Origin of the sequence: Streptosporangium sp. NPDC049644 (genome assembly GCF_040675205.1) — a bacterium.
Classification (GTDB): Bacteria; Actinomycetota; Actinomycetes; order Streptosporangiales; family Streptosporangiaceae; genus Streptosporangium; species Streptosporangium fukuiense.
On the sequence record NZ_JBFAOJ010000073.1, the window covers coordinates 1 to 23,005 of the forward strand.

Genomic DNA, 23,005 nt, shown 5'->3' on the forward strand with positions numbered 1-23,005 from the left:
TTCCCCGGGGCAGCTACATGGTAAACACCCCCCCGCGGCGGGGGGGGGGGGGGCGGTGGCGCCCGGGGGGTTCACTCTCTGGGGACCCCCCCCCGCACGACATGTGCGGTGCCGTCTCGCGTTCCCGGGTCAGGCCGCCATCGAGAGCTCCCGCCTGGCGGTCTCGGCGGGGACGGCCGCCGCGCGGTGGCGGGGCAGGAAGCGCGCGACCACGGCGATCAGGACACCGAGCAGCACGGCGATGCCGAGGCCCACCCTGAGCGTGGCCAGATCGGAGAGGAAACCGATGATCACCGGGCCCAGCAGAAGTCCCGCGTAGCCCATCGCACCGGTCTGGGCGATGGCGGGTCCGGGGGTGTCGGTCGCCTCGCCCGCCAGGGACATGGCCATCGGCGAGACCGTCGCCACGGCGACGCCCACGAACAGCATGGCCGCGAGGGCGACCGGCGCGCTGGGGGCCGTGATGACCACGCCGAAGGTCGCGGCGGTGGCCAGGCCCGAGGCGGCCATCATGCCGCGGGCGCCGAAGCGGGCCCGGACCCGGTCACCGGCCAGGCGCCCGGCCAGCATGCCCGCCTCGAAGATCGGGTAACCCAGGGCGGCCACCGCCTCCGGAGCGCCCAGCGCGTCCCGCAGGTACAGGCCGTTCCAGTCGGCGACCGTACCCTCAACCATGAACGCGCAGAAGGCGATCACGCCGAGCAGGTAGATCATCGGAGGCATCCGGCGGCGGGGCGCGGCGGGGGCGGCGCCGGACGCCGCCGTCGGGTCGGGCAGGTAGGTGCGACTGACCAGGACCGTCGCGGGGAGCGCGAGCAGGGCGACCAGCACCAGGTGGGTGGTGATCGAGAGTCCCGCCGCGATCGCCGCGGTGCCCAGCAGGCCGGCGCCGATCGCCCCGGCGCACCAGCCGGCGTGCATGCCGTTCATCAGCGGGCGGCCGTAGGCGCGCTCGACCACCGATCCCTGCGCGTTCATCGCGACGTCCACCGCGCCGAACGCCATGCCGAACAGGCCGCTCGCGACCACGGCCAGGGGGAACGACGGCGCCACCGCCAGCAGGGCCAGGGCGGTCGCGGTGAGGGGGGCTGCGACCCGGAGGATGCTCCGGCTGCCGAAGCGTGCCATCACGGCGCGCATCGACTGCATGGTGACGAGCGCTCCCAGCCCCCATACGAGGAGGGTGACACCGACCGACGCCTCGGACAGGCCGAGCTTGTCGGAGAGCGCCGGAATGCGCACGGTCATCGATCCACACATCAGACCGGCCAGCACGAATGTGAGAACCGCCCCGGTTCGAGCTGTTCTCAGGTCGCGGGTCATGCTCAATCCCTTCAATAAATGTTTTGACAAACCGGTGAACGGGCACACCAAAGACGGTCGCTTTCGCGCGTGCGGAAGCGACCACCAATCTGTGTGACGGGTTCTCCCTGGCCGGGCCCGCGATCAGGCGCGCGGGCGAGTGAGGGAAACCAGGGGAACCAGGGAAAAGGGTGTCGGGGGCCTGTTAAGGCAGCATGGCCAGCAGGCGCCGTTTCAGAGTCTCGTAGTGCTCGTCGTCATAGAGGTCGGGGTCGTGGCTCGCCACGTCCCACAGTCCCTCGCAGGCGAGGCGCACGATCTGCGCCGCCTCCGGGTCGGGCTCGCTGTCGAGCCCCTCGCGATGCCACCGGGCCATCGCCACCCGCAGCGGTGCCAGAAGATAGAGGTTGCCGGAGGCTCCGGTCACCACGGCCCAGCGCCGCAGCCTGCCGCTCCGCACGGCGGCGAACGTGGCCGCCAGGTAGTTCTTGGTGTAGGTGTCGTGGCCCTGGGCGGCGATGAGCTCGTCGAACTCCTCGATCAGCCGCTCGACCATGCCCTTGATCAGGGCTTCCTTGGTGCTGAAATGGTAAAGCAGGCCGCCTTTGCTGCATCCGGCGCGCTCGGCGACGGTCGCCAGGGTGAGCGCCTGGGAGCCCTGGTCGGAGAGCAGATCCTCTGCCGCGTCCAACAGTTCACCCCGTCTCATGCCAGTTACTGTACCGTCTGGACGGTTTAGTGGTCAACTCCGGGGATGAGGCCCTTCGCGGGCACGGATACCCTTGGAAGGTTGACAGCGATGTGGGGGAGGGGATGCGGCCGTGAAGTCCGCCTATCTCGATCACGCGGCGACCACGCCGATGCTTCCCGAGGCGATCGAGGCGATGACCGCCCAACTGGGCCAGGTCGGCAACGCGTCATCCCTGCACGCCGCCGGCCGTCGTACCCGCCAGGTCGTGGAGGAGTCGCGGGAGACCATCGCCGCCGCGCTCGGCGTCCGTCCCAGCGAGGTCGTCTTCACCGCGGGCGGCACCGAGGCCGACAACCTGGCCATCAAAGGCCTGTACTGGGCCCGCCGCGCCGGGGGCGCGGACAGGATCCTGATCAGCGCGGTCGAGCACCACGCCGTCCTGGACCCCGCGCACTGGCTGAGCGATCACCAGGGGGCGACCGTCGAGCTGCTCGACGTCGACGAGTTCGGCCGGGTGCATCCGCAGACCCTGCGCGAGGCCATCGAGCGCGACCCGGACAGCGTCGCGCTGGCCAGCGTCATGTGGGCCAACAACGAGGTCGGCACCGTCCAGCCCGTCCACGCGCTCACCGAGGTGGCCCGCGAGTACGGCGTCCCCTTCCACACCGACGCGGTCCAGGCGGTCGGTCAGATCCCGGTGGTCTTCGCCGACTCGGGGATCGACGCGCTGACGCTCTCCGGTCACAAGGTCGGCGGCCCGATGGGCGTCGGCGCGCTGCTGCTCGCCCGGGGCGTCGACCCGGTGCCGGTGCTGCACGGTGGCGGTCAGGAGCGGGACGTCCGCTCCGGCACGCTCGACGCCCCCGCCATCGCCGGTTTCGCCACAGCCGTGCGGACCGCGGTGGCCCGGCAGGCCGAGACCTCGACCCGGCTGGCCGCGCTCCGTGACGACCTGATCCGCCGGGTCCGTGAGGCGGTGCCCGATGTGATCCTCAACGGCGACCCGGTGAACCGCCTCCCGGGCAACGCCCACTTCTCCTTCCCCGGCTGCGAGGGTGACGCGCTGCTCATGCTGCTGGACGCCAAGGGCGTGGAGTGCTCGACGGGCTCGGCCTGCTCGGCAGGGGTCGCCCAGCCCTCCCACGTCCTGCTCGCGATGGGCGCCGACGGGTTCCGGGCGCGCGGCTCGCTGCGCTTCTCCCTCGGCCACACCTCGACCGAGGCCGAGGTGGACCGGCTGGCCGAGGTCATCGGCCTCGCCGTCGAGCGCGCCCGCCGCGCGGGTCTGAGCTGATCCGTACAGCTTCGAGCGGTTCCGTACGGCGGGATGGCCCCTTCACCGCCTGCGGTCGCTGTGGCAGGGACAGGATGGTCGCGACGCGCCGCTCGTCCGGTCTGTATGCGCCACGAAGCCGACCGGTCGATCACCTGCGTCCCCCCTGAGCCGGTTCGCCCGAGACGGGCCGCTCCGCCGGTGTGGTGATCGGGGGAGAGAGGACCTCGCCGCTGCCCGACCCCCTGAGCGAGATCGCGCGGCGGCTCGCAGAACCCAGGCGGGGCCCGGGCACCGCCTCAGTGGGTCAGTTCGCGAGGTCCTCGTCCCTGGTGGTCTCGACCCGGCAGTGCGAGAGCGTGTTCCGCTTCGGCTGGTAGACGCAGACCTTGAGATCGATCCTCTTGACCTGGCCCTTGGTCTCGAAAAGGTAGCCCTTGTACCCGGAGGAGGCGCAGGACCAGCGCACCGGGGACCAGGACGGCCCGCCATTCTGGTAGTGGAACCTGGCGCGAACCCAGGCGCAGTGACCGGGGTGGCGGTCTCGGTCGTAGATCCTGCCGTACGCGGTGAAGTGGCTCTGGTTGAAGCCGGTGACCCACAGTCGCGCCTTGGCGTACCCGGAATGTCCGGAGCCGGATGTGACCGTCCCCAGATGGAAGTCGCCCTGGGCCGTCGCGCTCGCCGCGGCGGGCAGTCCCAGCACGAGCGCGGTGGCCAGCAGCGCTCCACGGACGATCCTGCGCATCGTCTCTCCTCTTTCCGGTGCTTCCCGGCGCGGGTTCTTCGCGGCTCGGATGATCCGTCACCAGTGATACGCGAGACGACTTGGAACCCTCTTGCGAGTCACTGCCCGCAAGGGTGTCCAGGACCTGACGTCGAGGGCCGGGCCTTTCGTCTGGACCAGGACCGCCGAAGAAGTCCTCGGCGCTCTCGCCTCATACCGTCGGCCTGTCGGCGAACCTCTGACTCAGGGCACTAGGTCAGGAAGGGCGAGATGGCGATCCAGCCGGGGTCGCCGACCACGTCGACCCGGGGCCGCCCCTCCTCCCAGCTCACGATGAGCTCCTTGGCGTGGATGGCCGTCTCGCTCACCGGGTCGGCGTAGACGTGCAGCACCCGCTGCCCCTCGGCGCTCATGTGCGCGGCGAGCAGGGCCTGGCCGTTCAGCCTGCTGATCCGCCCGGCGAGACGCTCCTCGAAGTCGCGCAGCGCCTCCAGCGAGGGGCCGGTGGGCAGCCCTTCGGCGTCGCGGTGCGCGTACGGCAGCGTGATGGCGATGTGCTGGTCGAACAGCGGGTGGTCGACCGGGCGGAGCGGGTACCGGGCGGTGGCGATCAGGCGGGCACCGGTGGCGGTCTCACCCTCCAGCAGCGCCCACTGCTCGTCCCGGTAGCCGGAGGCCAGATCGGAGACCACGCTCGGCAGGTGCACGGCGGGCACCGCGTCGATCGGCTCGAAGGCCGCGGCGGAGATGTCGCCCACCCAGCGGGCCACGTCGTCCTCGCCGAGCAGCCAGTCGAGGGCGAGCAGCGCCGCCTCGGTGCGCGTCTCGTCGTCCAGAATGGTGAAGATCGGATGGTAGGCGACCACGTCGACCCGGGGGTTGCCGTGCGGGGCGCGCAGGCCGAGCACGAGCTTGTCGAGCGCGAACTCGTAGCCGCCCACGTCGAGCGTTAGGTCCATCGCGTGCGGATTGGCCCGCCGGGACGGGTGGAACTCCCACAGGGCGTCGGCGGGCGGCGCGGCGGCGGCCCAGCGGTGCGCGATGGGGCGCAGCTCGGGGTCGCCGGCCGAGGTGACCACGAGGGCCTGGTCGGCGTCGAGGCCGGGGGCGATCTCCCACACCAGCGACGGGTGGACGACCAGCACCGCGGGCCCGATCCACTCGGCCAGCCGCTCGGCCTCGCCGGCGGCGACCATCGCGTCCAGTTCCGGTCTCGCCTCCGCCCACCACGCCCAGAACTCGCCGATACCGTCAGCAGGGTCGGCGGCGGGCTCGTTCTTCCGCCCGAACAGTCGCATGACCCCGGATTCTCCCAGCCCGACGGGGCGCCCGCCAACGCGGGTACGCTCAAGGGGTTATGAGTCTTCGTGTGCTTGCCGCCATGTCCGGCGGCGTCGACTCCGCCGTGGCGGCCGCCCGCATCGCCGAGGCGGGCCATGACGTCACCGGTGTCCACCTCGCCCTCTCCGCCAACCCCCAGTCCTATCGGACCGGCGCCCGCGGGTGCTGCACGGTCGAGGACTCGCGAGACGCCCGCAGGGCCGCCGACGTGATCGGCATCCCCTTCTACGTCTGGGACATGGCCGAGCGGTTCCACCGCGACGTGGTCGAGGACTTCGTCAGCGAGTACGCCGCCGGCCGCACGCCCAATCCGTGCCTGCGCTGCAACGAGAAGATCAAGTTCGAGGCGGTGCTCGACCGCGCCCTCGCGCTGGGCTTCGACGCGGTGGCCACCGGGCACCACGCGCGCGTCACCGACGGCGTGCTGAGCCGCAGCCCCGACGCGGGCAAGGACCAGTCGTACGTGCTGGGCGTGCTCACCAGGGAGCAGCTCGGCCATGCGATCTTCCCGCTGGGTGACTCCACCAAGGCCCAGGTCCGCGAGGAGGCCGCGCGGCGCGGGCTCATGGTGGCCGACAAACCCGACAGCCACGACATCTGCTTCATCGCCGACGGCGACACCAGGGGCTTCCTCGCCGACCGCCTCGGCACGGCGCCGGGTCCGATCGTCGACGAGTCCGGTGAGGTGGTGGGCGGCCACGAGGGCGCCTACGGCTTCACGGTCGGCCAGCGCAAGGGCCTGCGCATCGACCGGCCGGCCCCCGACGGCCGTCCGCGCTACGTGCTGTCCATCGAGCCGGTCTCCAACACGGTCACGATCGGTCCGCGCTCGTCCCTGGCGGTCTCGGAGATCGTCGCGGAGCGCCCGGTCTGGAACGGCCCGACCGGCGAGCCGCGCGAGCCGCTGACCTGCACGGTCCAGCTCCGCGCGCACGGCGAGGTGTACGGCTGTCGTGCCCGGCTCTCCGGCGGGGAGGTGCGCATCACGCTGGACGCCCCGGCCACCGGGGTGGCGGCGGGCCAGGCCGCGGTGCTCTACCTCGGTGACACCGTGATCGGCTCGGCCACCATCGCCTCGGCCTCCTGACCCGATCGCAGGAGTGCGGGGCGGAGCACCGGCCCGCGCTCCGGTGGCGTTCGTCCCGCGGCCGCGGGAACGCGTCCGTGCCGGTCGCCTCCCGATACGGGCGGGCGTCCGACAGGCCGGGACACGCCCCACCCGGGCGTGAGGTCGGCCCAGGTCAGGGCTCCGGTCAGGGCAGGGTGACCGACTCGCCGGGCTTGAGGCGGCGCATCTCGGCCTTCTGCCTCTCCGACTCCATCTCCAGCCACCTGTCGACCAGGCCGAGCCCGATGTCGTTGAGCAGGCCGTCGTGGGTGGAGAAGGCGCGGGCCGGGCGGACCAGGCGCAGGTACTCCACCATCTCCGCCAGCTTCATCCATGGCGCGTTGGTCGGCACCAGGAGCGTGGGCACCTCGACGCCCGGCGGGGTGAACGCATCGCCAGGGTAGAAGACCTCCTCGTCCACCAGGAAGCCGACATTGCGCACGATCGGCTGGTCCGGGTGGTTGGGGGCGTGCCACTCGCCGACCACCCGCACCCCGAAGCCGGCCGTGTCGAACGTGTCGCCGTGCCGTACCACCTGGGTCTTCGCGGGGACGCCGGTCAGCGTGGCGGCCACGCCCTCGTTGGTCCAGATCTCCAGGGAGGGGTTGGCCTCGGCCGCCCGGCGCAGCCGGTCGGCGTCCACATGGTCGAAGTGCTCGTGGGTGATGAGCACGGTCTGGGCCCCGTCGAGCGCGGACTCCTCACTGAAGGAGCCCGGGTCGATCACGAGCGTGGAACCGTTCTTCTCCAGGCGAACACACGCGTGCCCGAATTTCGTGAGTCTCATTCCCTCACCCTAAGGGGCACGCCGATCTTCGCCGTGCCGCCGGAGGGCCGCTCATGTTCGGCGAGGGGTCAGTACGGTTTGTAGCCGCCGCCATCGCTGAGGGAGGTGATGCCGGGATGACCGTCCAGGGAGCCGTAGCGGCTGATGGTGTAACGGACACCGGCCATGATGTTGTGCACCGGGTTCCAGATGTCGTTGTAGCCGGGCTGTTTGTGGGCCTGGAACGTGGGGTCGATCGTCTGCATGAGCCCCTTGGACGGGATGCCCGCGGCGGCGTTGGAGTCCCAGTTGTTGATCGCCTGCGGGTTGCCGCCCGACTCGTGGAAGATGATCGTCCAGATCTTGTCGACGGTCGCCGGGTCGTCCGGGTTCACGGCCACGCCGTGATCCCGCAGGATGGTGAGCGCCTCCTTGATCCACTCCACGACCTCCTTCTTCGGCGCGGGGATCCCGCCGCCTGATGGCGCGCCGCCGTATCCGCCGGAGCCGTGCCCGATCTCCGAGCCGTTGCCACCGAGGCCGCCGCCGCTTTCGATCCGCGGCCGATAGCCGGGGGTCCGCTGCCAGCCGGAGGTGGGGATGGAGGAGTCACTGCCCGGTGACCTGATGAGGGCGAAGTGGGCGAGCTTGTCCTTCACCTGTGTCTCCAGAGTGGCCACGGCCTTGCCCACGGCGTCCTCGGCGGGTTTGATCGCCTCGCGAGCGTCGGAGACGGCCGCCGTGACCCACGGTCCGAAGGTCTTGTCGAGGTCGCTCTGCTCCGTGTCGGGGTTGTTCCGGCGGTGGGTCTCCACCCGGTTGAGGAGGGTGGCGCAGATGCCGTCGACCTTCGCGCTCGCGTCCGTCAGTTTCGTGGCGACCTCTCCGACGGAGACCGCGCAGCCGTCCAGCGCGTCGTGGAATCCGTCGCCGGCCTTGTCGTACGTCCGCATGTAGTCACAGAAGGCGTCCGCGGAGGCGCCCTGCCAGGCGTCGTCCACGTCGAGCACCGCGGCCTTCAAGTCGCCCATGAGCTCGTTCGCCCCGTTCGCCGTCCCCTGCCAGCGGGTCATGACCGTGCGGATCACCGCCGGGGCGCCACTGACCTTCTTCCTGAGCGCGGCGAGGTCACCGCCGCCGGGCAGTCTGCCAAGGGCCGCCGCGACATCGTCCGAGGCGGTCACTCCCGTCCCCCCGGTCCGCTGGCGGCGTTCGCCCCTCTGACGTTGTCCTGCACCGCCGCCAGGGCGTGTTCGACGCCTCCGAGCTTCTCCCTGACCTGCTGGAGCTCCTCGTGGATCAGCTTCTCAAGGGAGTCGACAAGACCGGCGAGCGTGGCGGATCCGGTGAGGTCGCCGTAGTCGGAGGTGTCGGACGGCGGGGCGGGGTGATCGTCGCCGAGCTCGTCACGAACCCGGTTGGCCAGCTTTCCCACCTTCGTACGGCACCGCTCGAGCGCCTGGAAGTGAAGATCGATGCCTTCCAAAGGACCCTCTCCTCCTCGGCACCGCCCCCGAGCCGATCAAGATCGAGCATAGCGGAGACGGGCCGGCGGGAAAGAGGGGCGTGACCTACACCTCCGGGGGCGGAAAGAGCGCGGTCTGGACGAGGCGGGCGCCGGACTTCCTGTCGACGTGGTATCCCCGGCCCACCGGAAGCGGATGGGGACGCACGTTGCCGAACAGGGAACCCTCGTCCTTGTTGCCGGAGAGGATGACCGCGGGGCTGGCCATGTCCTTGACCCGCTGGATGACCGGGTCGAACATCGCCCGGCCGACGCCGCCCATCGCGCGCGACATGACCAGGTGCAGTCCGATGTCGCGGGCCTGCGGCAGCAGCTCCACCAGCGGCGCCAGCGGGTTCGACGAGGTCGCGACGAGGTCGTAGTCGTCGACGACGATGTAGAGGTCGCAGCCCTGCCACCAGTCCCTGGCCCGGAGCTGGTCGGGGGTGAGATTCGCCGGAGGCAGCCGTTTGAGCAGCGCGGCACGGGCGTCGTTGATCAGTTCGAGGGCGGCCACGCCGGAGGCGGCGTAGCCGATGCGGTGCTCGGTGGCGGCGGAGTCCAGCAGTGACCGCCGGTAGTCGATAACGATCATCATGGCCTCCTGCGGAGTGCGCCGGGCGACCAGGCCCTCGGTGATGAGCCGTAGCAGGTTGGACTTCCCGCTCTCGGTGTCGCCCACCACGATGAAGTGCGGGTCCGTCTCGAAGTCGAGCATGACGGGCGAGAGGGTGGCCTCGTCGATGCCGATCGGGATCCGGCCGGGACCGGTCCGCGCGATGTCGGGCAGCGTCCCGGCGGGCAGTACCGACGGCAGCAGCCGCACGGGCTTGGCGGAGGGACCCTTCCAGGCGTTCTTGACGGCCGAGACGAGCGCGCGCACCCCGGTGGACAGGTCCTCGGCGTTCTGGACGCCGTCGATCCGGGGAAGCGCGGACAGGAAGTGCAGGCCCTCCTTGGTGAGTCCGCGTCCCGGTACGCCCTCCGGCACGGCCAGCGACGACTTCCGGTTGACCTCGGACTCGTAGGCGTCGCCGAGCTTGAGCTCCACCCGGGTGCCGAACAGGTCGCGGATGCCCGGGCGGAACTCCGACCACTTGTTGGTCGCGGCCACGACGTGGATGCCGTAGCCGAGACCGCGTGCGGCCAGGTCGGTGATCACGGGTTCGATCGTCTCGAACTCCTGCCGGACGGTCAGCCAGCCGTCGACCACGAGGAAGACGTCCCCCCAGCCGTCACCCTCGATCGTCCCGTCGGCGAGCCGCTGCCGGTAGGTGGTGATCGAGTCGATGCCCTGTTCGGCGAAGTCTCGTTCTCGTCGCTGGAGGAGGACGGCGATCTCGGCGACCGTACGGCGGACGCGGTCACCGTCGAGGCGGCTGGCGATCCCGCCCACGTGGGGCAGCCCCTCCAGCGAGGCGAGTGAGCCGCCGCCGAAGTCCAGGCAGTAGAACTGCACCTCGCGGGGCGTGTGGGTGAGCGCCATGCTGGTGATCAGCGTGCGGAGCACCGTGCTCTTGCCGCTCTGGGTGCCGCCCGCGACGCCGACGTGACCGGTCGCACCCGCCAGGTCCATCCAGAACGGATCGCTGCGCTGCTCGAACGGTTTGTCGATGATGCCCACGACGGCGTGCAACCGGCCCCGGCCCACCCATCCGGCCGTGGTGAGGCCGTGTTCCGGGGTGACCGACAACGCCGGGAGCAGCCGGCCGACGGTCGGGGGTTCGTCCAGCGGAGGCAGCCAGATGCGGTGGGCGGGCGGACCCTGGTCGTTCAGTCGGCCGACCACGATGTCCAGCAGGCTGCTCGTGCTGTTCCGCACGTGTTCGTCCGCCGACGGCTCCTCCACGACGGGGACCGGGACGAATTCCGGCCCGTACCTCATCACCTGCCGGGTCGCCTCCCGTCCGTCCGGCGTCACCGTGTGGCGCGGGTCCGCCTGGTAGGGGCCTGACACGTAGGCGGCCTTGAACCGGGTCATCCCGGTGGTCTCGAACTTGAGGTAGGCGTTACCCGGGGCGGACGGCAGCTCGTAGGCGTCGGCGACGCCCAGCACGACCCGGCTCTCCATCGCCGAGAACGTGCGCAGGCCCACCCGGTAGGACAGGTGGGTGTCCAGGCCGCGCAGCCGCCCCTCCTCCAGCCGCTGGGAGGCCAGCAGCAGGTGCACGCCGAGGGAGCGGCCGAGCCGCCCGATCATCACGAACAGCTCGATGAACTCGGACTTGGCCGCGAGCAGCTCGCTGAACTCGTCGATGACGAGGAACAGCGTGGGCATCGGCGCCAGGTCCGCGCCCTGCTCGCGGGCCCGCTCGTAGTCGCGGAGCGAGGCGTAGTTGCCGGCGGCGCGCAGCAGCTCCTGGCGGCGGACCATCTCGCCGTGCAGGGCGTCGTACATGCGGTCGACGAGGGGGAGCTCGTCTTCGAGGTTGGTGATGACCGCCGAGACGTGGGAGAGGTTGTCGAGGCCGAGGAAGGTGGCGCCGCCCTTGAAGTCGACCAGGACGAAGTTCAGGATCTCCGACGAGTGGGTGATCGCCAGGCCGAGCACCAGGGTGCGCAGCAGCTCGCTCTTGCCCGAGCCGGTGGCGCCGATGACCAGCCCGTGCGGTCCCATCCCGCCCTGCGCGGACTCCTTGATGTCGAGTTCGACCACCCGCCCGTCGGAGCCGAGGCCGATCGGCACCCGCAGCCGGTTGCGACCGGCTCTGGGCCGCCAGGTCACCGCCGGGTCGAGGCGGGCCGGATCGCCGACGCCGAGCAGGTCGGTCAGCGAGGTGTTCACCGAGAGCACGTCCTGTGTCTCCCCGCCCTTGGCGGTCGAGGCGCGCAGCGGCGCGAGCTGCCGCGCCAGTCCCTCGGACCTGAGGAAGTCCATCCGGTCGGGATCGCCGAGGCGGGTCGACTGCTCCTTGCCCGCGTGGTCGATCTTGACCATGAAGAAGCCCTCCGGCTGGACATCCAGCCGCAGGGTGTTCTTCTCCTCGATCGGTGCCGTCGAGCCGGACAGGTCGATCACGGTGACACCCTGGATGGTGTCGCCGCCCAGCTGGGAGTCGGGTGGCACGTGGCCGCCGTCGATGATCAGCACGTGGTACGGCAGGGCGGCGGAGGAGGCACCCGGGTTGAACCGTGCCCGCTCCCTCAGCTCGTCGCCGACCAGCTTGTCGAGCTCGCCGAGGTCGCCTGTCATGAGCCGGATCGGGCCCGCGGCGTCACTCTCCTCGGGGTGCAGCGCGTGGGGCAGCCACTTGACCCAGTCCCACTGCGACATCCACTCCTCGCTCGCGCACACCATGACGCGCATGTCGTCGGGGGAGTGGAACACGGCGATCTGGGCGACCATCGCGCGGGTGATCTCGCGTACGGACGCCGGGTCGCCGGTCAGCCTGATCCGGGCGAAGGAGTGCAGAGCCACCGCGACCGGCAGCCGGGAGACGGTCGAGTGCGCCCGGACGAACCGTCGCAGCGCGCCGGAGGACAGGGCGTCCAGATCCTCCACCGGCTTGGAGTCGGGAGGGATGAGCTTGAGGGCGAGCTTCTGCACGCCCGTGCCCAGCCGTACCGTGCCGAAGTCGTCGTCGTTGGGGCGCCGTTCCCACAGGCGCGGACCCATGGCGATCCACCACAGCGAGTCGGGGGCGGGGGCGCCCCACTCAAGGGCCTCCCGCTGCTGGGCGGCCGCTCGCCGGACCCTCCTGCGGATCTGGGCGAGGTAGCGGAAGTAGTCGCGGCGCAGACCGTTCAGCCGCTGTCTGCGCTCCCCGGACTGGCGGCCCATCTGCCCCAGCGACATGCCCACCATGGAGAGGGCGAACAGGCCGCTCGCCACGTACATGATCGGGCTGGAGTTACCCCCGGCGGTGAACATCAGGCCCATCGCGGCGCCGCCGGCCAGCATCGGCAGGTAGGTGAGGATCGCGGCGAACCCCTGCGACTCGACCTCGGGAATCTCCGGTGGAGACTCAAGCAGGATCTCGCCCCGAGGCGGTTTGGGCGGGGGACGGCGTTCAGGACGTCGTATGACGACGATGCTCACCCTGGGACCACCCTTCCGGCGGTTCGACGGGTCGCCGGCCACGGATGTTCGCGTGCGGCTCCCGCGTATGATCCATTCTCGCCCGCTACCGTATCCGGCGTATCCGTGATGTCTGTGACGTTCATGGGGAGACGGAGGACAATCGTGAGTTCACTGGCTCAATCGCCCGCTCCGGGATTGATACCTCAGACCGCGCTGGCCCGGGTCGCCGCCCCACTGCCCGCACTGTGTCATGTCACGGTGGTGGCACCCGGGGGGAAGGCGGACCTGGCGCTACCGGCCGACCTTCCCCTGCCGCACATCCTGCCGGGCCTGCTGCAGGCGATGGGCGAGCCGGGGGGCGATTCCGTGACGGCTCCCGGATGGGTGCTCCAGCGGCTCGGCGGCGCCCCGCTGGACCTCGGTCAGAGCCTGGGGGCTCTGGGAGTGCTCGACGGTGAGGTGCTCTACCTGCGGCCCCGCGATTCCATCCTGCCGCCGGCCCTGTTCGACGACGTGGCCGACGTGGTCGCCACCAGGGTGAAGGACGGCCCCGGAAAGTGGGACCCAGAGCACACCCGCCTGACCGGAGTGGGGCTCGCGGTGGCGCTCCTGGTCACCGGAACCCTGTCCCTGATGCTGGCGGGGCCACCGTGGACGGTTCCCGCCGTGCTCTCCGGGGTGTTCGCGGCCCTCCTGATCGCCGCGGGCGCCGCGCTGTCCCGGGCGGTGGGCGACTCCGGGGCGGGCGCGCTGATCGGGTACGCGGCGCTGCCCTACGGCTTTCTCGCCGGACTCCTCGCGCCGCTGGGAACCGGAGGTCTGAGCGGGCTGGGCGCGCCCCACCTGCTGTCGGCGTTCGCCGTCACCGTGCTCGTCGCGACCCTCGGCCTCGTCGCGGTCGCCGACGGCGTGCCCGGCTTCCTCGGCTCCGCCGTGGCCGCGGCGGCCGGGGCGGTGGGAGCCGCCGTCGTGCTGTTCTCCGGTGCCCCCGCTCAGGGGGTCGCCGTGGTGACCGTCACGGTCATGCTGGCGTTCGGCCCGCTGATCTCGACGATGTCGTTCCGGCTCGCCGGGATGCCGATGCCCTCGATGCCTACCAACGCGGAGGAGTTGCGGAGCGACAACCAGCAGGTCGACGGCGTGGCCGTCGGGGAAAGCGCCGGTCAGGCCCGGCAGTACGCGACCGGATTCGTGGTGGCGACCGCGCTGGTGGGGCTGGTGGCCCAGGTCTATCTCGCGCTGGACCCGCGCTGGATCGCCACGGCCACCATGCTGCCCCTGTCGCTGACCTTCCTCATGCGAGCCCGGGTCTTCCAGGGGTTTGGTCAGCGGCTCTGGCTGATGAGCTCAGGAATCGGGGGGATCGTCCTCTTCGCGCTCTCGGAGGCCGTCGCCGGGGGCGGCCTGATGGCGATCGGTGTGACGGCGGCGGTGTTCTGGGTCGCGGCGATCCCGGCGGGCATCGGCCTGTCGCTGCCGCGCGGGAAACCGTCCCCGTTCTGGGGCAGGGCCGGGGACATCGTGGAGACCCTGCTGCTCGTCGCGCTGTTCCCGCTCGCCCTCGGCGTGCTGGACGTCTACTCCTGGGTGCGCGGCCTGGCCGGCTGAGCCACTGCCCGCAGGGCAGGGGTTCGTCCTGCTCGGGGGTGATCCGTATTGCCTCCCGTGGGGAGGGCGGCTAGGTTGCCCGGAAGCTGACCGCCTGTTACTCGTGGGGTAAGTGATGCCCGGGGAGGGGACCCTTGGTGAGGGAATTCGGGGATTTCGCGAACATCGACATCGACAAGCTGCTGAGCGGCGCCGAATCGCAGTTCGCCCAGATGGGGAGAGCCCAGGAGGACATGGCCGGGGTGGTGGGGCGCGCCCAGGACGAGGACGAACTGGTCACGGTGGAATACGCGGTCGAGGGGCTGCGTACGCTCGACATCCATCCCAAGGCGATGCGGCTGAGCTCGTCCGAGCTCGCGGAGAAGATAAAGGCGGTTCTCCAGGACGCCTCCCGGGACCTGCAGGTGCGGCTGAGCGCGGCGATGGGCGAGATGTTCGGCGAGGAGATGAACCCGATGAAGTTCATCGCCAACCCGGACGCGGCGATGGGCCGGTTCGACTCCGCCCAGGACGCCTACAGGCGGACGTTCGACGATGTGATGGGCGAGCTCGACCGCATCCGTCGAAGGCTGGAGTAGTGCCCCGGGTCGTCGGGCCCTCGGGGGTGACCGGCCGGCGCCACTCCGTGTCGATCACGTTGGGCACCCGCGCCGCCCGCGGCCTCCGGCCTGCACGTTTTCCTTAGTGTGTCTAAAGTGTTATCTGAGCTTGATATGCATTCATGTTAGGTATGTTGCGTCTGATAGCTAGCATGCCGTTTGATGATGTTCGCGGCTATGGCCCTTTCTGTCCGCATGTGTGGCTTTATGAGCGTACGGCCGGCGGGGCACGGCATCGTCGCGACGAAGCGGGCTTATGTCACGGAGGTGGCCGGTGACGGAGTTTTTCGGCGCGAGTGCGTCACAGATCCAAAAAGGGGCCGAGCTTGTCGTTGACACCGCGCAGTACGTCGAGGGTCTGCGCAAGGGCGTCGAGACCACGACTTTGGAGTTGACCAGTTCGGGCTGGCTCGGCCCGGCGTCCGCCAAGTTCGTCAGCGCGATGCGCGTCTGGGACGAGCAGATGCTGATCGTGCGACGGGACCTGGAGGAGATCGCCCGAAAGATGGGCGACAACTCCATCGTCTACAGCGCGGCGGACCAGGACGTGCAGGCAGGCGTGGGCAGGGTCGAGGCTCTCATCAACACCCCCAGGAGCTAGCGGCACGGCACCGTGAGGTGAACCCGTCCTACCCATGATCGAGAACGGAGATCAGCGTGTCCGATGACTATACGAAGGTTAACTTCGTCCAAATGGAGCTGGCTCAGGAGAACCTCCTGAAGGTTGTCACGGCCATGGACAAGGCCACCGACGACCTCATCACCAAGCTCGCAGTACTGCTGGGCAACAAGTGGGAGGGCGGCGCGGCGAACTACTTCGAGGATCACCGCAAGATCTGGGATGCCGCCGAGCGGGAGATGGGAAACCAGCTGAACAGCGCTGTGGCCGCCCTCGGTACCGCGAACGAGAACTACCGGGCGGCCGAGGCGCGTAACAAGGCCATCTGGAGCAGTTGACACGGTCGGCACGCGTCTCGCGTTGGTCTCGGCCATCGAGCGTGACGCGATGGCCGGGAACCGTTCGTCTTCTTTAGGGGGAAACGTGAGCAGAGCCTCCATGGACGGCGCTCCAGGCTGGCCCGGGCTGGACGGTAAGACGGAGCTCGAGTACGACACCGCGCTGATGCGGAAGGTCGCGGAGGAGCTGGAGCTGCATCTCGGCCCCCTCAAGGGGGCGGCCCACGACGAGGGGTACACCACGGGGTCACTGAAGAGCGTGCAGGTCAACGGCGGGCTGACCGAGCGGGAACTGGGGTCCTGGCCGCAGGCGAGCGCGTTCGCCAGATCTGTCGGCATGGTCCCCGATCCCGGTGGGGTCGCCTCCCTCGAACAGGGGAACGCGGCGCTGCGGTACGTCTACCAGCTGTTCGTGACGCGCTACGAAGAGGCCATCAAGGCGATCCGCGCGAACGCCGACGAGTATGACAGGGCCGATCCCGACCGAGGAGACGGCGCGAACGCGTAGGAAAGGGGCGTCGTGGGCAGCGAATCAGGGAGCCGGCGGATCCGCGCCACCGGTGCGGCGCCCGAGCCGGGCGAGGTCACCGCGTCGAGGAGCCAGATCGAGCAGTGGCTGCGAGACACCCTGCCGATGATGGTCGACGACGCGGGGTTCGCCTACACGCACGCCGCGAGCACGATCGGCACCCTCCGCGACGCGCTGCCGTCGAACGCGACGAAGCTCAGCCAGTCGTGGCGTGGTGAGGCGTCGGCCGAGGTGCAGAAAGCACTGCTGATGCTGCACTCCACCGCCGGGGAACTGGTCTCCACGATGGAGAAGATGGCCGAGGTCCTCAGGCTGTACGGCGGGGTCTATCTGCCGGAGGCCCGGGAGAAGATCGAGAACCTCAGGGACCCCAAGGGGTTGCCGTTGCCGCGATCGCTGCAGGACGCCCCGCCCGGCTCGCCGCTCCTGTCCGGTACATCGCTCAGGTCCGATACGTTCGACGCCGACGGTACGATCGCGGCCCGCCAGGTGCTGCGCACGCTGAACACGCAGATCACCGAGCTTTACCACAGGGTGCCCGAGGAGATCTCCTACGACCTGCCGACCGTGACGATGCCGTCGGGCACCCACACCTACACCCCCGTCGTGTACCGGGAGGGCGACCCGTACCCGAACGGCCGTCCGCCGTCCGGGGAGGGATCGCAGGGCGCCGGAACGGGGAGCGGCGGGGGAGCGAGCGGTGGCGCGAGCCGGGGCGGGGCGACCTCGACCTCCGGTTCTGGCGCTCCGGCTCCGGGCGCCTCAGGGGCGGACGGTTCGGGACCGAGTGGTTCGAACCCGAGCGGTCCCGGCGCGGATGGTGCTGATCCGGGTGGTTCCGATCCGGGTGGTTCCGGGAACGGCGACCCGGGTTCGGCCGGCTCCACCGGGACGAACGGGCAGGATCCGTCCACCGACGCCGGCGCGGCTCGGAACTCACCGGACGACGGAACCGTCCCCGCGGTGATCGACGGAACGGACGGCACGCCGGGCGGCGACCCCGGAAGCACCGAGGTGGCGAGCTTCGTCCCGCAGAACCCGGTGGCGGTCCCGGTGATCCAGCAGAACCCGGTCGGGCTCATCGGGCCGACGACGACCGTCGCTCCCCCCGTCACGTCGGTTCCTCCGGTGCTGGGCACCCTCGGAACGGGTCCGGGGACGGCTGTGCCGCCCTACGCCGCGACGACCCGGGGAGCGATGGGTGGCATGCCGATGATGCCGTTCATGGGCGGCGGGGCCGGTGGCGAGAGCGCCCAGGAAACCGAGAGGTTCAGTCCGCTGGTGGAGGAGAACGACGTCTGGGGTTCGCGCCCCGACGTGACCTCCGCGCTCATCGGTGAATCCGTCACGGATTCCGGAAAGGCACGGCATGGCGATCGAGCTTGACAAGGACTGGCCCGGCCTGACGGTGAAGGGCGACGACGCCGCGTGGGACCCGACCGAGATCAAACGGATCACGGGTGAGCTGGAAGAGGCGCTGAAGGCGCTGAGGACGCCCACCCAGCCGCCGGCGAGATCGGTCGCCTACGCCGCGGGAAGCACGCCCCCGCCGCTGCCGGGACCGCCCCCCGGCGCCGGATCGCTGCCGGATGTCCGCCTCCAGTGCGCGATCGGCACCGCCCAACTGGGTGAGTGGATCACCGCGGCGAGTTTCGCCCAGACGGTGGAAACCGCTTACATGACCTTCATCGGTGACACGGAGAAGTCCGGCGGCAACTACTCGTCGCTGCTCCAGCAGTGCGACGAGGTCATCGACGCGCTGGTCGACATCGCCAAGACCAATGCCGGCGCCGAGCAGGCCAACCTGGAGCCGGGCACCCGGCGCGACGTCTGACGGGAAGCCACCATGGCGGAAACAGGCATGTTCAAGGAGACGCTCTCGGTCGAGCTCTTCGACAGTCTCCTGGAGAAGATCAAGAAGTGGATCGACAACACCGATCCGGATTCGGTGCGACGGGCCGGCGACTACTACCTCGCCGCCCAGACCCTGCTTGAGAAGGCCGCGCGAGAGCTCAAGGACAAGGCCGTGGACCTGGCCGCCCACTACGGGGGGCCGGCCAGTGTGGCGACGCAGAAACAACTGCAGTACCTGCACGCGACCATTCGCGAGCTGGCGAATGAGATGGGCGGGATGGGCCCGCCGTTGCACCGGTACGCGGACACCCTCGTCTGGGCCCGGCAGAACCTCGTCGTGAAGAGGGGCGAGGACTCGCGCTCGGACCACGACACGGACTGGGCGGACATGATCCCGTTCTACGGGGCGTACCGGGTGGAGGACCGGGCCAGGGACCACTTCTACAAGGTCAACGAGCGGATCGCCGAACACTACGCGCTGCTCCCAGATCTCGGGAAGCTGAATTTCCTCCCCCCGACCCCACTGGAGATTCCCGACTTCAAGCCGGGGGGTTTCTCCCCCGAGGGATTTCCCCGCGGGGGAACCGGATCGGGTTCGCCGTACGGTTCCGGCGGTCCGGGCGCCCTGCCCGGCTCGGGACCGGCGGGAACGGGACCGTACGACCTGGTCTCGCCGGCACTCGACATGAACGGTGCCGGCGGACCGGGCGGGGAGGGGACGGATCTGTTCGGACCGGACCCGGACGTCGGGAGCCCGGGCCTCGTTCAGCCGTCCGGGCCGGCCGGGAACGGCTCGGACCTGTCCACGGAGTTCCCGGGCGGTGTCGGTGTCGGGGCGTCAGGCCGGGACCTGTCCGTGCCGGATGGCGGGACCCGGCTCGCCGGCCTGAACGAGACGGCACTTTCCGGGCCGTCGAACGCCCTGACGACCGGCCTGTCGACGAACGGCGTGCCGGGCATCGGCATGCAGGGTGGCGCGGGAGCGGGTGGCACGGGAACCGGCGGCGGGGGAACGGGCGGCGGGGGAATCTGGGGAGCGGGCGGCGCCGGTGCCCTCTCCGGAGCCCGCGGCGGGATGAGCGGTGTGCCGATGATGCCGTACGGGGCGGCGGGCCATGGGCGGGGTGGCGAAAAGGGCCAGGAGCACGAGAACACCACCGAGCTCCTGGAGGACGACGATGTCTGGGGCAGCGGCGGCTCCACCACACCTCCGCTGCTCGGGTAGACGCGGCACTGGAAGGGGCGGACATGGGCGAACTTATGCCGGATATGAGCGGAATTGCTGCAGGGGCGAGTCTCGGCCCGACGAGCAAGGAGATCGGCTACTCGCCCAGCGAGCTGAAAACGCTTGGCAATGGCTTCGGCAAGGAGGTGCCGGGCCTGGAGTCACTCGGGCAGCGGACCGGCGCGATGGGCATCGGCTTTCCCGCGTTCGGCGTCATCGGCATCGGGCTGATGATGGCCACCGACCAGGCTCGCGACAGCGCCGTCCAGGCTCTCGGAGCGAGCGTGAGGGTGTTGAACTCCTGGAAGACGGCTCTTGGCGCGATGGCCGATGACATCGAGCAGCGGGAGAAGGACATCAAGGACTCCCTGAAGAACGGCGGGGGACCGGGTCTCGGGAACACGGGTCCGGGGGGCGCGGGTCTCGGTGGTGCGGATCTCGGTGGCGCGGGCCTCGACGGTGCGGGCCTGGGGGGTGCCGGCCTCGACGGTGCGGGCCTCGGGGACACGGGTCTTCCCGGCGGAGATCTCGCCGGCGTGGACGGTCTCGCCCCGACCAGGCCCGACCTGAAGACACCCGACATCGACACGCCGGGCACGGACCTTCCCGACTCGAACATCCCCACGCCCGACGCGCCGGGACTGAACACCGACCTGCCGCAGGCTCCCGACACGAATGTCCCGAGCCCGGATCTGGGCGACGCGGCCAACACACCGACCACGCCGAACCTCGGCCTGACGGAGCCGGGGAAGACGAACCTGGCGGGTTACACCCCTCCCGACCTGACGACGTCGCAGCCGAGGACACCGGAGGCCGGCACCTGGTCGGGAGACTCCGCCCGTTCCGCCGGCTACTCGGCCGGAGCAGCGGGCAACAGGCAGTCCGCGCCGGCCGGCGCGCGCGGGGCCGGGGCGAACGGCATGTCGGGGATGCCCTTCATGCCGATGGGCGGCGCCGGTGCCGGCGGCGAACAGCGAAAGGAGCACAACAGCTCACTCGCGGGTCTGTCGGGGGACGAGGCGGACTGGGAGGACGACATCGACGTCGCTCCCGCGGTGCTCGGGCAGGAGCCGTGACCGACGAGGCGCCGGTCCGGCGGCCTGAGGAAAGGTGCTCGCCGTGAGCTATGAGAACGACAAGGCGATGTACATCTGGGCGGCGGGGGAGAGCGCCTTCGCCGCGATCGTGCTCATCTCCCCCGCCGCGAAGTACATCGCCCTGATGATCGGCACCATGATCTCCGATCCCGCCGGGATGCAGAAGCTGGCGGATCAGTGGCGTGACTCGAAGCTGGGGGGCGAGTCCGTGGATCTCGGCGCCCTGGAGGCCGCGGTGGCCGACCAGAAGGCGAAGGCCGAGACCGGGGGATGGAAGGGCGAGGCACGCCAGCTGTTCGACTCCTCCTCGGACACCTTCCTCCAGGAGATGAACAAGCTCGCGAACCACCGGATCAGCGCCGGTGACACCGTCGAGCAGACCGCGCTCATCTTCCACTACGGCGCTCTGGTGGTGTTCTGGGCCGCGAAGCTCATGGACATCCTGGCGGGGGCGGCCCTGGCCGCCACACTCATTCCCGTCTTGAGGGGGCCCACGCAGGTCGCGATCCAGGGGGCGCTCAAAAAGATCGGCGACGGCCTCGTGGCGTTGATCAGGATGAAGAAGAAGGGCGTCCTCACCGCCGCCGGGATTCTCGGCATCGTGAACATGTACAGCGCCACCCAGGCGCAGCTGTTCCCCGCCCTGGAAGCCATCACCGACAAGACGCCCGACTTCGGCGGCGCGGGATTCGACCACCAGTCCGGCAGACTCGTTCCCTCGATGGATCTGAGCGCCGCCCAGCCCAAGGGCGGATTGCTGGGCATGTTCTGACCTGGACCGGCCTCGTGGCGGGCTCCGGACCACGAGGCTCCGGACCACGAGGCTCCGGACCACGAGGCTCCGGACCACGAGGCTCCGGACCACGAGGCTCCGGAGCATGCGGAGGGCGGGCTCCGCGCTCACCGGCGTGCCGGACGTTCTACTGCTGGGGGCGGGCGGCCGACGGCTGCTCCACCCGCACGGGGTTCCGCGCGGCCGCGGGATCGAGCACCGGACCCTCGGGGATCAGGAGCATGAGCTGCGCGGGGAGCGGGGCGACGTTCTCCACCGCGTACCCGAGGCTTCCCAGCGCCTCCGGGGTCTGGATGGCGTGCCGCCGTCCCTGGTCGCCGATCAGGTAGAGCGACTGGACCGAGTCCAGCCTGCCGTTTCCCGGCAGCACGCCCACCAGGGCGCCGGTGCCGGGCGGGAGCACCACCTGGTCGACCGCGTCCTGGCTGAACCGGCCCGTCGGCGGCGTGGGTATCCGCACCGTGCTCTCGATCGTCAGCGTCGCCTGGGTCGAGCCGCGCTCCGTGTCGGAGTAGACGGCACAGAGCGGGTCGGTCGGATTCGGAGTGATGATCTTCGGCATGACCGGGGGAAGCCCGGTGGAATCCATCCGGGTGGCCGACACCTTCATCCCGTTCACGCTGGCGGCGTCCGTCTCGATCGGCAGTGCCTGTCGCCGGCCGTACGCCTTCTTGCTGTCGGGGTGCTGCAACAGCAGGTTGACCTGGGTGGGGTTGAGGCCGGCCAGCCCGTCGGAGAGCAGGACGTACCACTTCTCGGAAGCGCCGACCAGCGCGGGAACCCGGTACACCCGGCCCACCACGGACTTCTCCCCGCCGGGCCCGCGGGCCGCGCGGCCGAGGCCGGGCACCTTCGGGCCGCGGAAGTCAGGTCCGATGGGCAGCGCGTTGAGCCAGGCCGCGGGGACCTGGCGGCGCGCGCCTTCCGGCAGCGACCGCACATTGTCGGCCGGTACGAGCATCCGCTGGTTCGACCAGAGCAGCCAGGTCTCGTTCCCCTCCTCGACGACCATGGCGCTGTCCGTCCCGATCGGGCGGCCTCCGACGTTCAGGCCGCCGATCAGCGAGGTGTGCAGCCGGCGCTCGCCTCGGGCGTCCGCACCCTCCACCACACAGGCCGACCACGGGGTACGGACCAGCTTGTCGGGGGTGGGCAGAGACTGGGGGGCGCCGGGGATGCCCACCAGCACGCCGCGCTGGAAGCCCGCCAGGGAGGCCGAGCCGACGGTGCGCACGGTCACCTCCTGCTCGCGCAGGAGCAGCCGGGCGGAGGTTATGTTGGCGACCGGGAGCATCTCCTTCCGCGACGCGCTGTAGACGAGGATCGCCCCCGACTCCTCCTCCACGATCACGGTCCCCGGCTCGGTGAGCGCGGTCGCGCCGCCGGGAAACAGCAGCCCGACTATGCCGAAGCCGGCCGTCACCAGCACCGCGACCAGCACACCGCAGAACATCGCCACATTGAGCCTGCGCATCGGTGACTCGGGCAGGTCCGGCTCGCCCTGGAGCAGGGCCAGATTCAGGCGCTGGACCATCAGCTTGTGCGCCTGGTAGAGGTCACGACGGGTCTGCATGCCACTCCCACCTCGCGGATCTCGCCGGGGAACGGCG

At 70.3% G+C, this 23,005-nt stretch carries 21 protein-coding genes; 12 read left to right on the top strand and 9 right to left on the bottom strand.

All coding sequences use genetic code 11. The features are described from left to right. Nucleotides 1–129: 129 nt before the first annotated feature. A complete protein-coding gene (locus tag AB0J58_RS31555; protein WP_364222625.1) occupies nt 130–1,323 on the bottom strand; it encodes an MFS transporter in 1,194 nt (397 codons plus the stop codon). 184 nt (nt 1,324–1,507) lie between these two features. After that, nucleotides 1,508–2,011, bottom strand: coding sequence for a TetR/AcrR family transcriptional regulator (locus AB0J58_RS31560; RefSeq protein ID WP_343976854.1), 504 nt, complete (start codon nt 2,009–2,011; stop codon nt 1,508–1,510). A 112-nt stretch (nt 2,012–2,123) separates the two neighbouring features. Here AB0J58_RS31560 and AB0J58_RS31565 point away from each other — a divergent pair, with 112 nt between their 5' ends. Further along, on the top strand, nt 2,124–3,287 hold the full coding sequence (locus AB0J58_RS31565; RefSeq protein WP_364222628.1) for a cysteine desulfurase family protein: 1,164 nt from the start codon (nt 2,124–2,126) through the stop codon (nt 3,285–3,287). A 286-nt stretch (nt 3,288–3,573) separates the two neighbouring features. Here AB0J58_RS31565 and AB0J58_RS31570 read toward each other — a convergent pair whose 3' ends face one another. Next, nucleotides 3,574–4,014, bottom strand: a complete 441-nt coding sequence (locus AB0J58_RS31570) for a hypothetical protein (RefSeq protein WP_364222631.1) — start codon at nt 4,012–4,014, stop codon at nt 3,574–3,576. A gap of 230 nt (nt 4,015–4,244) precedes the next feature. Beyond that, nucleotides 4,245–5,291, bottom strand: coding sequence for a DUF695 domain-containing protein (locus tag AB0J58_RS31575; protein ID WP_343976842.1), 1,047 nt, complete (start codon nt 5,289–5,291; stop codon nt 4,245–4,247). Between the two features lie 59 nt (nt 5,292–5,350). Here AB0J58_RS31575 and mnmA point away from each other — a divergent pair, with 59 nt between their 5' ends. Next, nucleotides 5,351–6,421, top strand: a complete 1,071-nt coding sequence (gene mnmA, locus AB0J58_RS31580) for a tRNA 2-thiouridine(34) synthase MnmA (protein WP_364222634.1) — start codon at nt 5,351–5,353, stop codon at nt 6,419–6,421. 166 nt (nt 6,422–6,587) lie between these two features. Here mnmA and AB0J58_RS31585 read toward each other — a convergent pair whose 3' ends face one another. The 4 genes from AB0J58_RS31585 to eccCa form a co-directional block, all read right to left on the bottom strand. Next, nucleotides 6,588–7,229, bottom strand: coding sequence for an MBL fold metallo-hydrolase (locus AB0J58_RS31585; RefSeq protein ID WP_364222636.1), 642 nt, complete (start codon nt 7,227–7,229; stop codon nt 6,588–6,590). Between the two features lie 68 nt (nt 7,230–7,297). Next, nucleotides 7,298–8,392, bottom strand: coding sequence for a transglycosylase SLT domain-containing protein (locus tag AB0J58_RS31590; protein WP_364222638.1), 1,095 nt, complete (start codon nt 8,390–8,392; stop codon nt 7,298–7,300). Next, complete coding sequence (locus AB0J58_RS31595) at nt 8,389–8,694, bottom strand: hypothetical protein (RefSeq protein ID WP_364222640.1); 306 nt, start codon at nt 8,692–8,694, stop codon at nt 8,389–8,391. The genes AB0J58_RS31590 and AB0J58_RS31595 overlap by 4 nt, the downstream gene beginning before the upstream one ends. Before the next feature lie 85 nt (nt 8,695–8,779). Beyond that, nucleotides 8,780–12,751 carry a type VII secretion protein EccCa gene (eccCa, locus tag AB0J58_RS31600; RefSeq protein ID WP_364222642.1) on the bottom strand — a complete coding sequence of 1,324 codons (3,972 nt, stop codon included), beginning with the start codon at nt 12,749–12,751 and terminating at the stop codon, nt 8,780–8,782. Nucleotides 12,752–12,928: 177 nt separating this feature from the next. Here eccCa and eccD point away from each other — a divergent pair, with 177 nt between their 5' ends. From eccD to AB0J58_RS31650, 10 genes are all read left to right on the top strand, one after another. Continuing rightward, complete coding sequence (eccD, locus tag AB0J58_RS31605; RefSeq protein WP_364222644.1) at nt 12,929–14,341, top strand: type VII secretion integral membrane protein EccD; 1,413 nt, start codon at nt 12,929–12,931, stop codon at nt 14,339–14,341. Nucleotides 14,342–14,478: 137 nt separating this feature from the next. Next, complete coding sequence (locus AB0J58_RS31610) at nt 14,479–14,919, top strand: YbaB/EbfC family nucleoid-associated protein (RefSeq protein ID WP_364222730.1); 441 nt, start codon at nt 14,479–14,481, stop codon at nt 14,917–14,919. Between the two features lie 295 nt (nt 14,920–15,214). Further along, nucleotides 15,215–15,541 (top strand): WXG100 family type VII secretion target, encoded by a 327-nt coding sequence (locus AB0J58_RS31615; protein ID WP_364222646.1) that lies wholly within the window; start codon nt 15,215–15,217, stop codon nt 15,539–15,541. Between the two features lie 56 nt (nt 15,542–15,597). Continuing rightward, the gene (locus AB0J58_RS31620) at nt 15,598–15,897 is read left to right on the top strand and encodes a WXG100 family type VII secretion target (RefSeq protein ID WP_364222648.1); all 300 of its coding nucleotides are present in this window, start codon (nt 15,598–15,600) and stop codon (nt 15,895–15,897) included. An 85-nt stretch (nt 15,898–15,982) separates the two neighbouring features. Next, a complete protein-coding gene (locus AB0J58_RS31625) occupies nt 15,983–16,405 on the top strand; it encodes a hypothetical protein (protein ID WP_364222650.1) in 423 nt (140 codons plus the stop codon). A gap of 12 nt (nt 16,406–16,417) precedes the next feature. Further along, a complete protein-coding gene (locus AB0J58_RS31630; protein WP_364222652.1) occupies nt 16,418–17,812 on the top strand; it encodes a hypothetical protein in 1,395 nt (464 codons plus the stop codon). Beyond that, a complete protein-coding gene (locus tag AB0J58_RS31635) occupies nt 17,796–18,260 on the top strand; it encodes a hypothetical protein (RefSeq protein ID WP_364222654.1) in 465 nt (154 codons plus the stop codon). The genes AB0J58_RS31630 and AB0J58_RS31635 overlap by 17 nt, the downstream gene beginning before the upstream one ends. A 12-nt stretch (nt 18,261–18,272) precedes the next feature. Beyond that, nucleotides 18,273–19,505, top strand: a complete 1,233-nt coding sequence (locus AB0J58_RS31640; protein ID WP_364222656.1) for a hypothetical protein — start codon at nt 18,273–18,275, stop codon at nt 19,503–19,505. Nucleotides 19,506–19,549: 44 nt separating this feature from the next. Further along, entirely contained in the window at nt 19,550–20,581 is a 1,032-nt protein-coding gene (locus AB0J58_RS31645) for a hypothetical protein (protein ID WP_364222658.1), read from the top strand. A 43-nt stretch (nt 20,582–20,624) separates the two neighbouring features. After that, nucleotides 20,625–21,374: a hypothetical protein gene (locus tag AB0J58_RS31650; RefSeq protein WP_364222661.1), complete on the top strand. Its 750-nt coding sequence runs from the start codon at nt 20,625–20,627 to the stop codon at nt 21,372–21,374. Between the two features lie 148 nt (nt 21,375–21,522). On the opposite strand, the gene eccB is transcribed toward AB0J58_RS31650, so the two are convergent. Beyond that, entirely contained in the window at nt 21,523–22,968 is a 1,446-nt protein-coding gene (gene eccB, locus AB0J58_RS31655; protein WP_364222664.1) for a type VII secretion protein EccB, read from the bottom strand. Between the last annotated feature and the right edge of the window lie 37 nt (nt 22,969–23,005).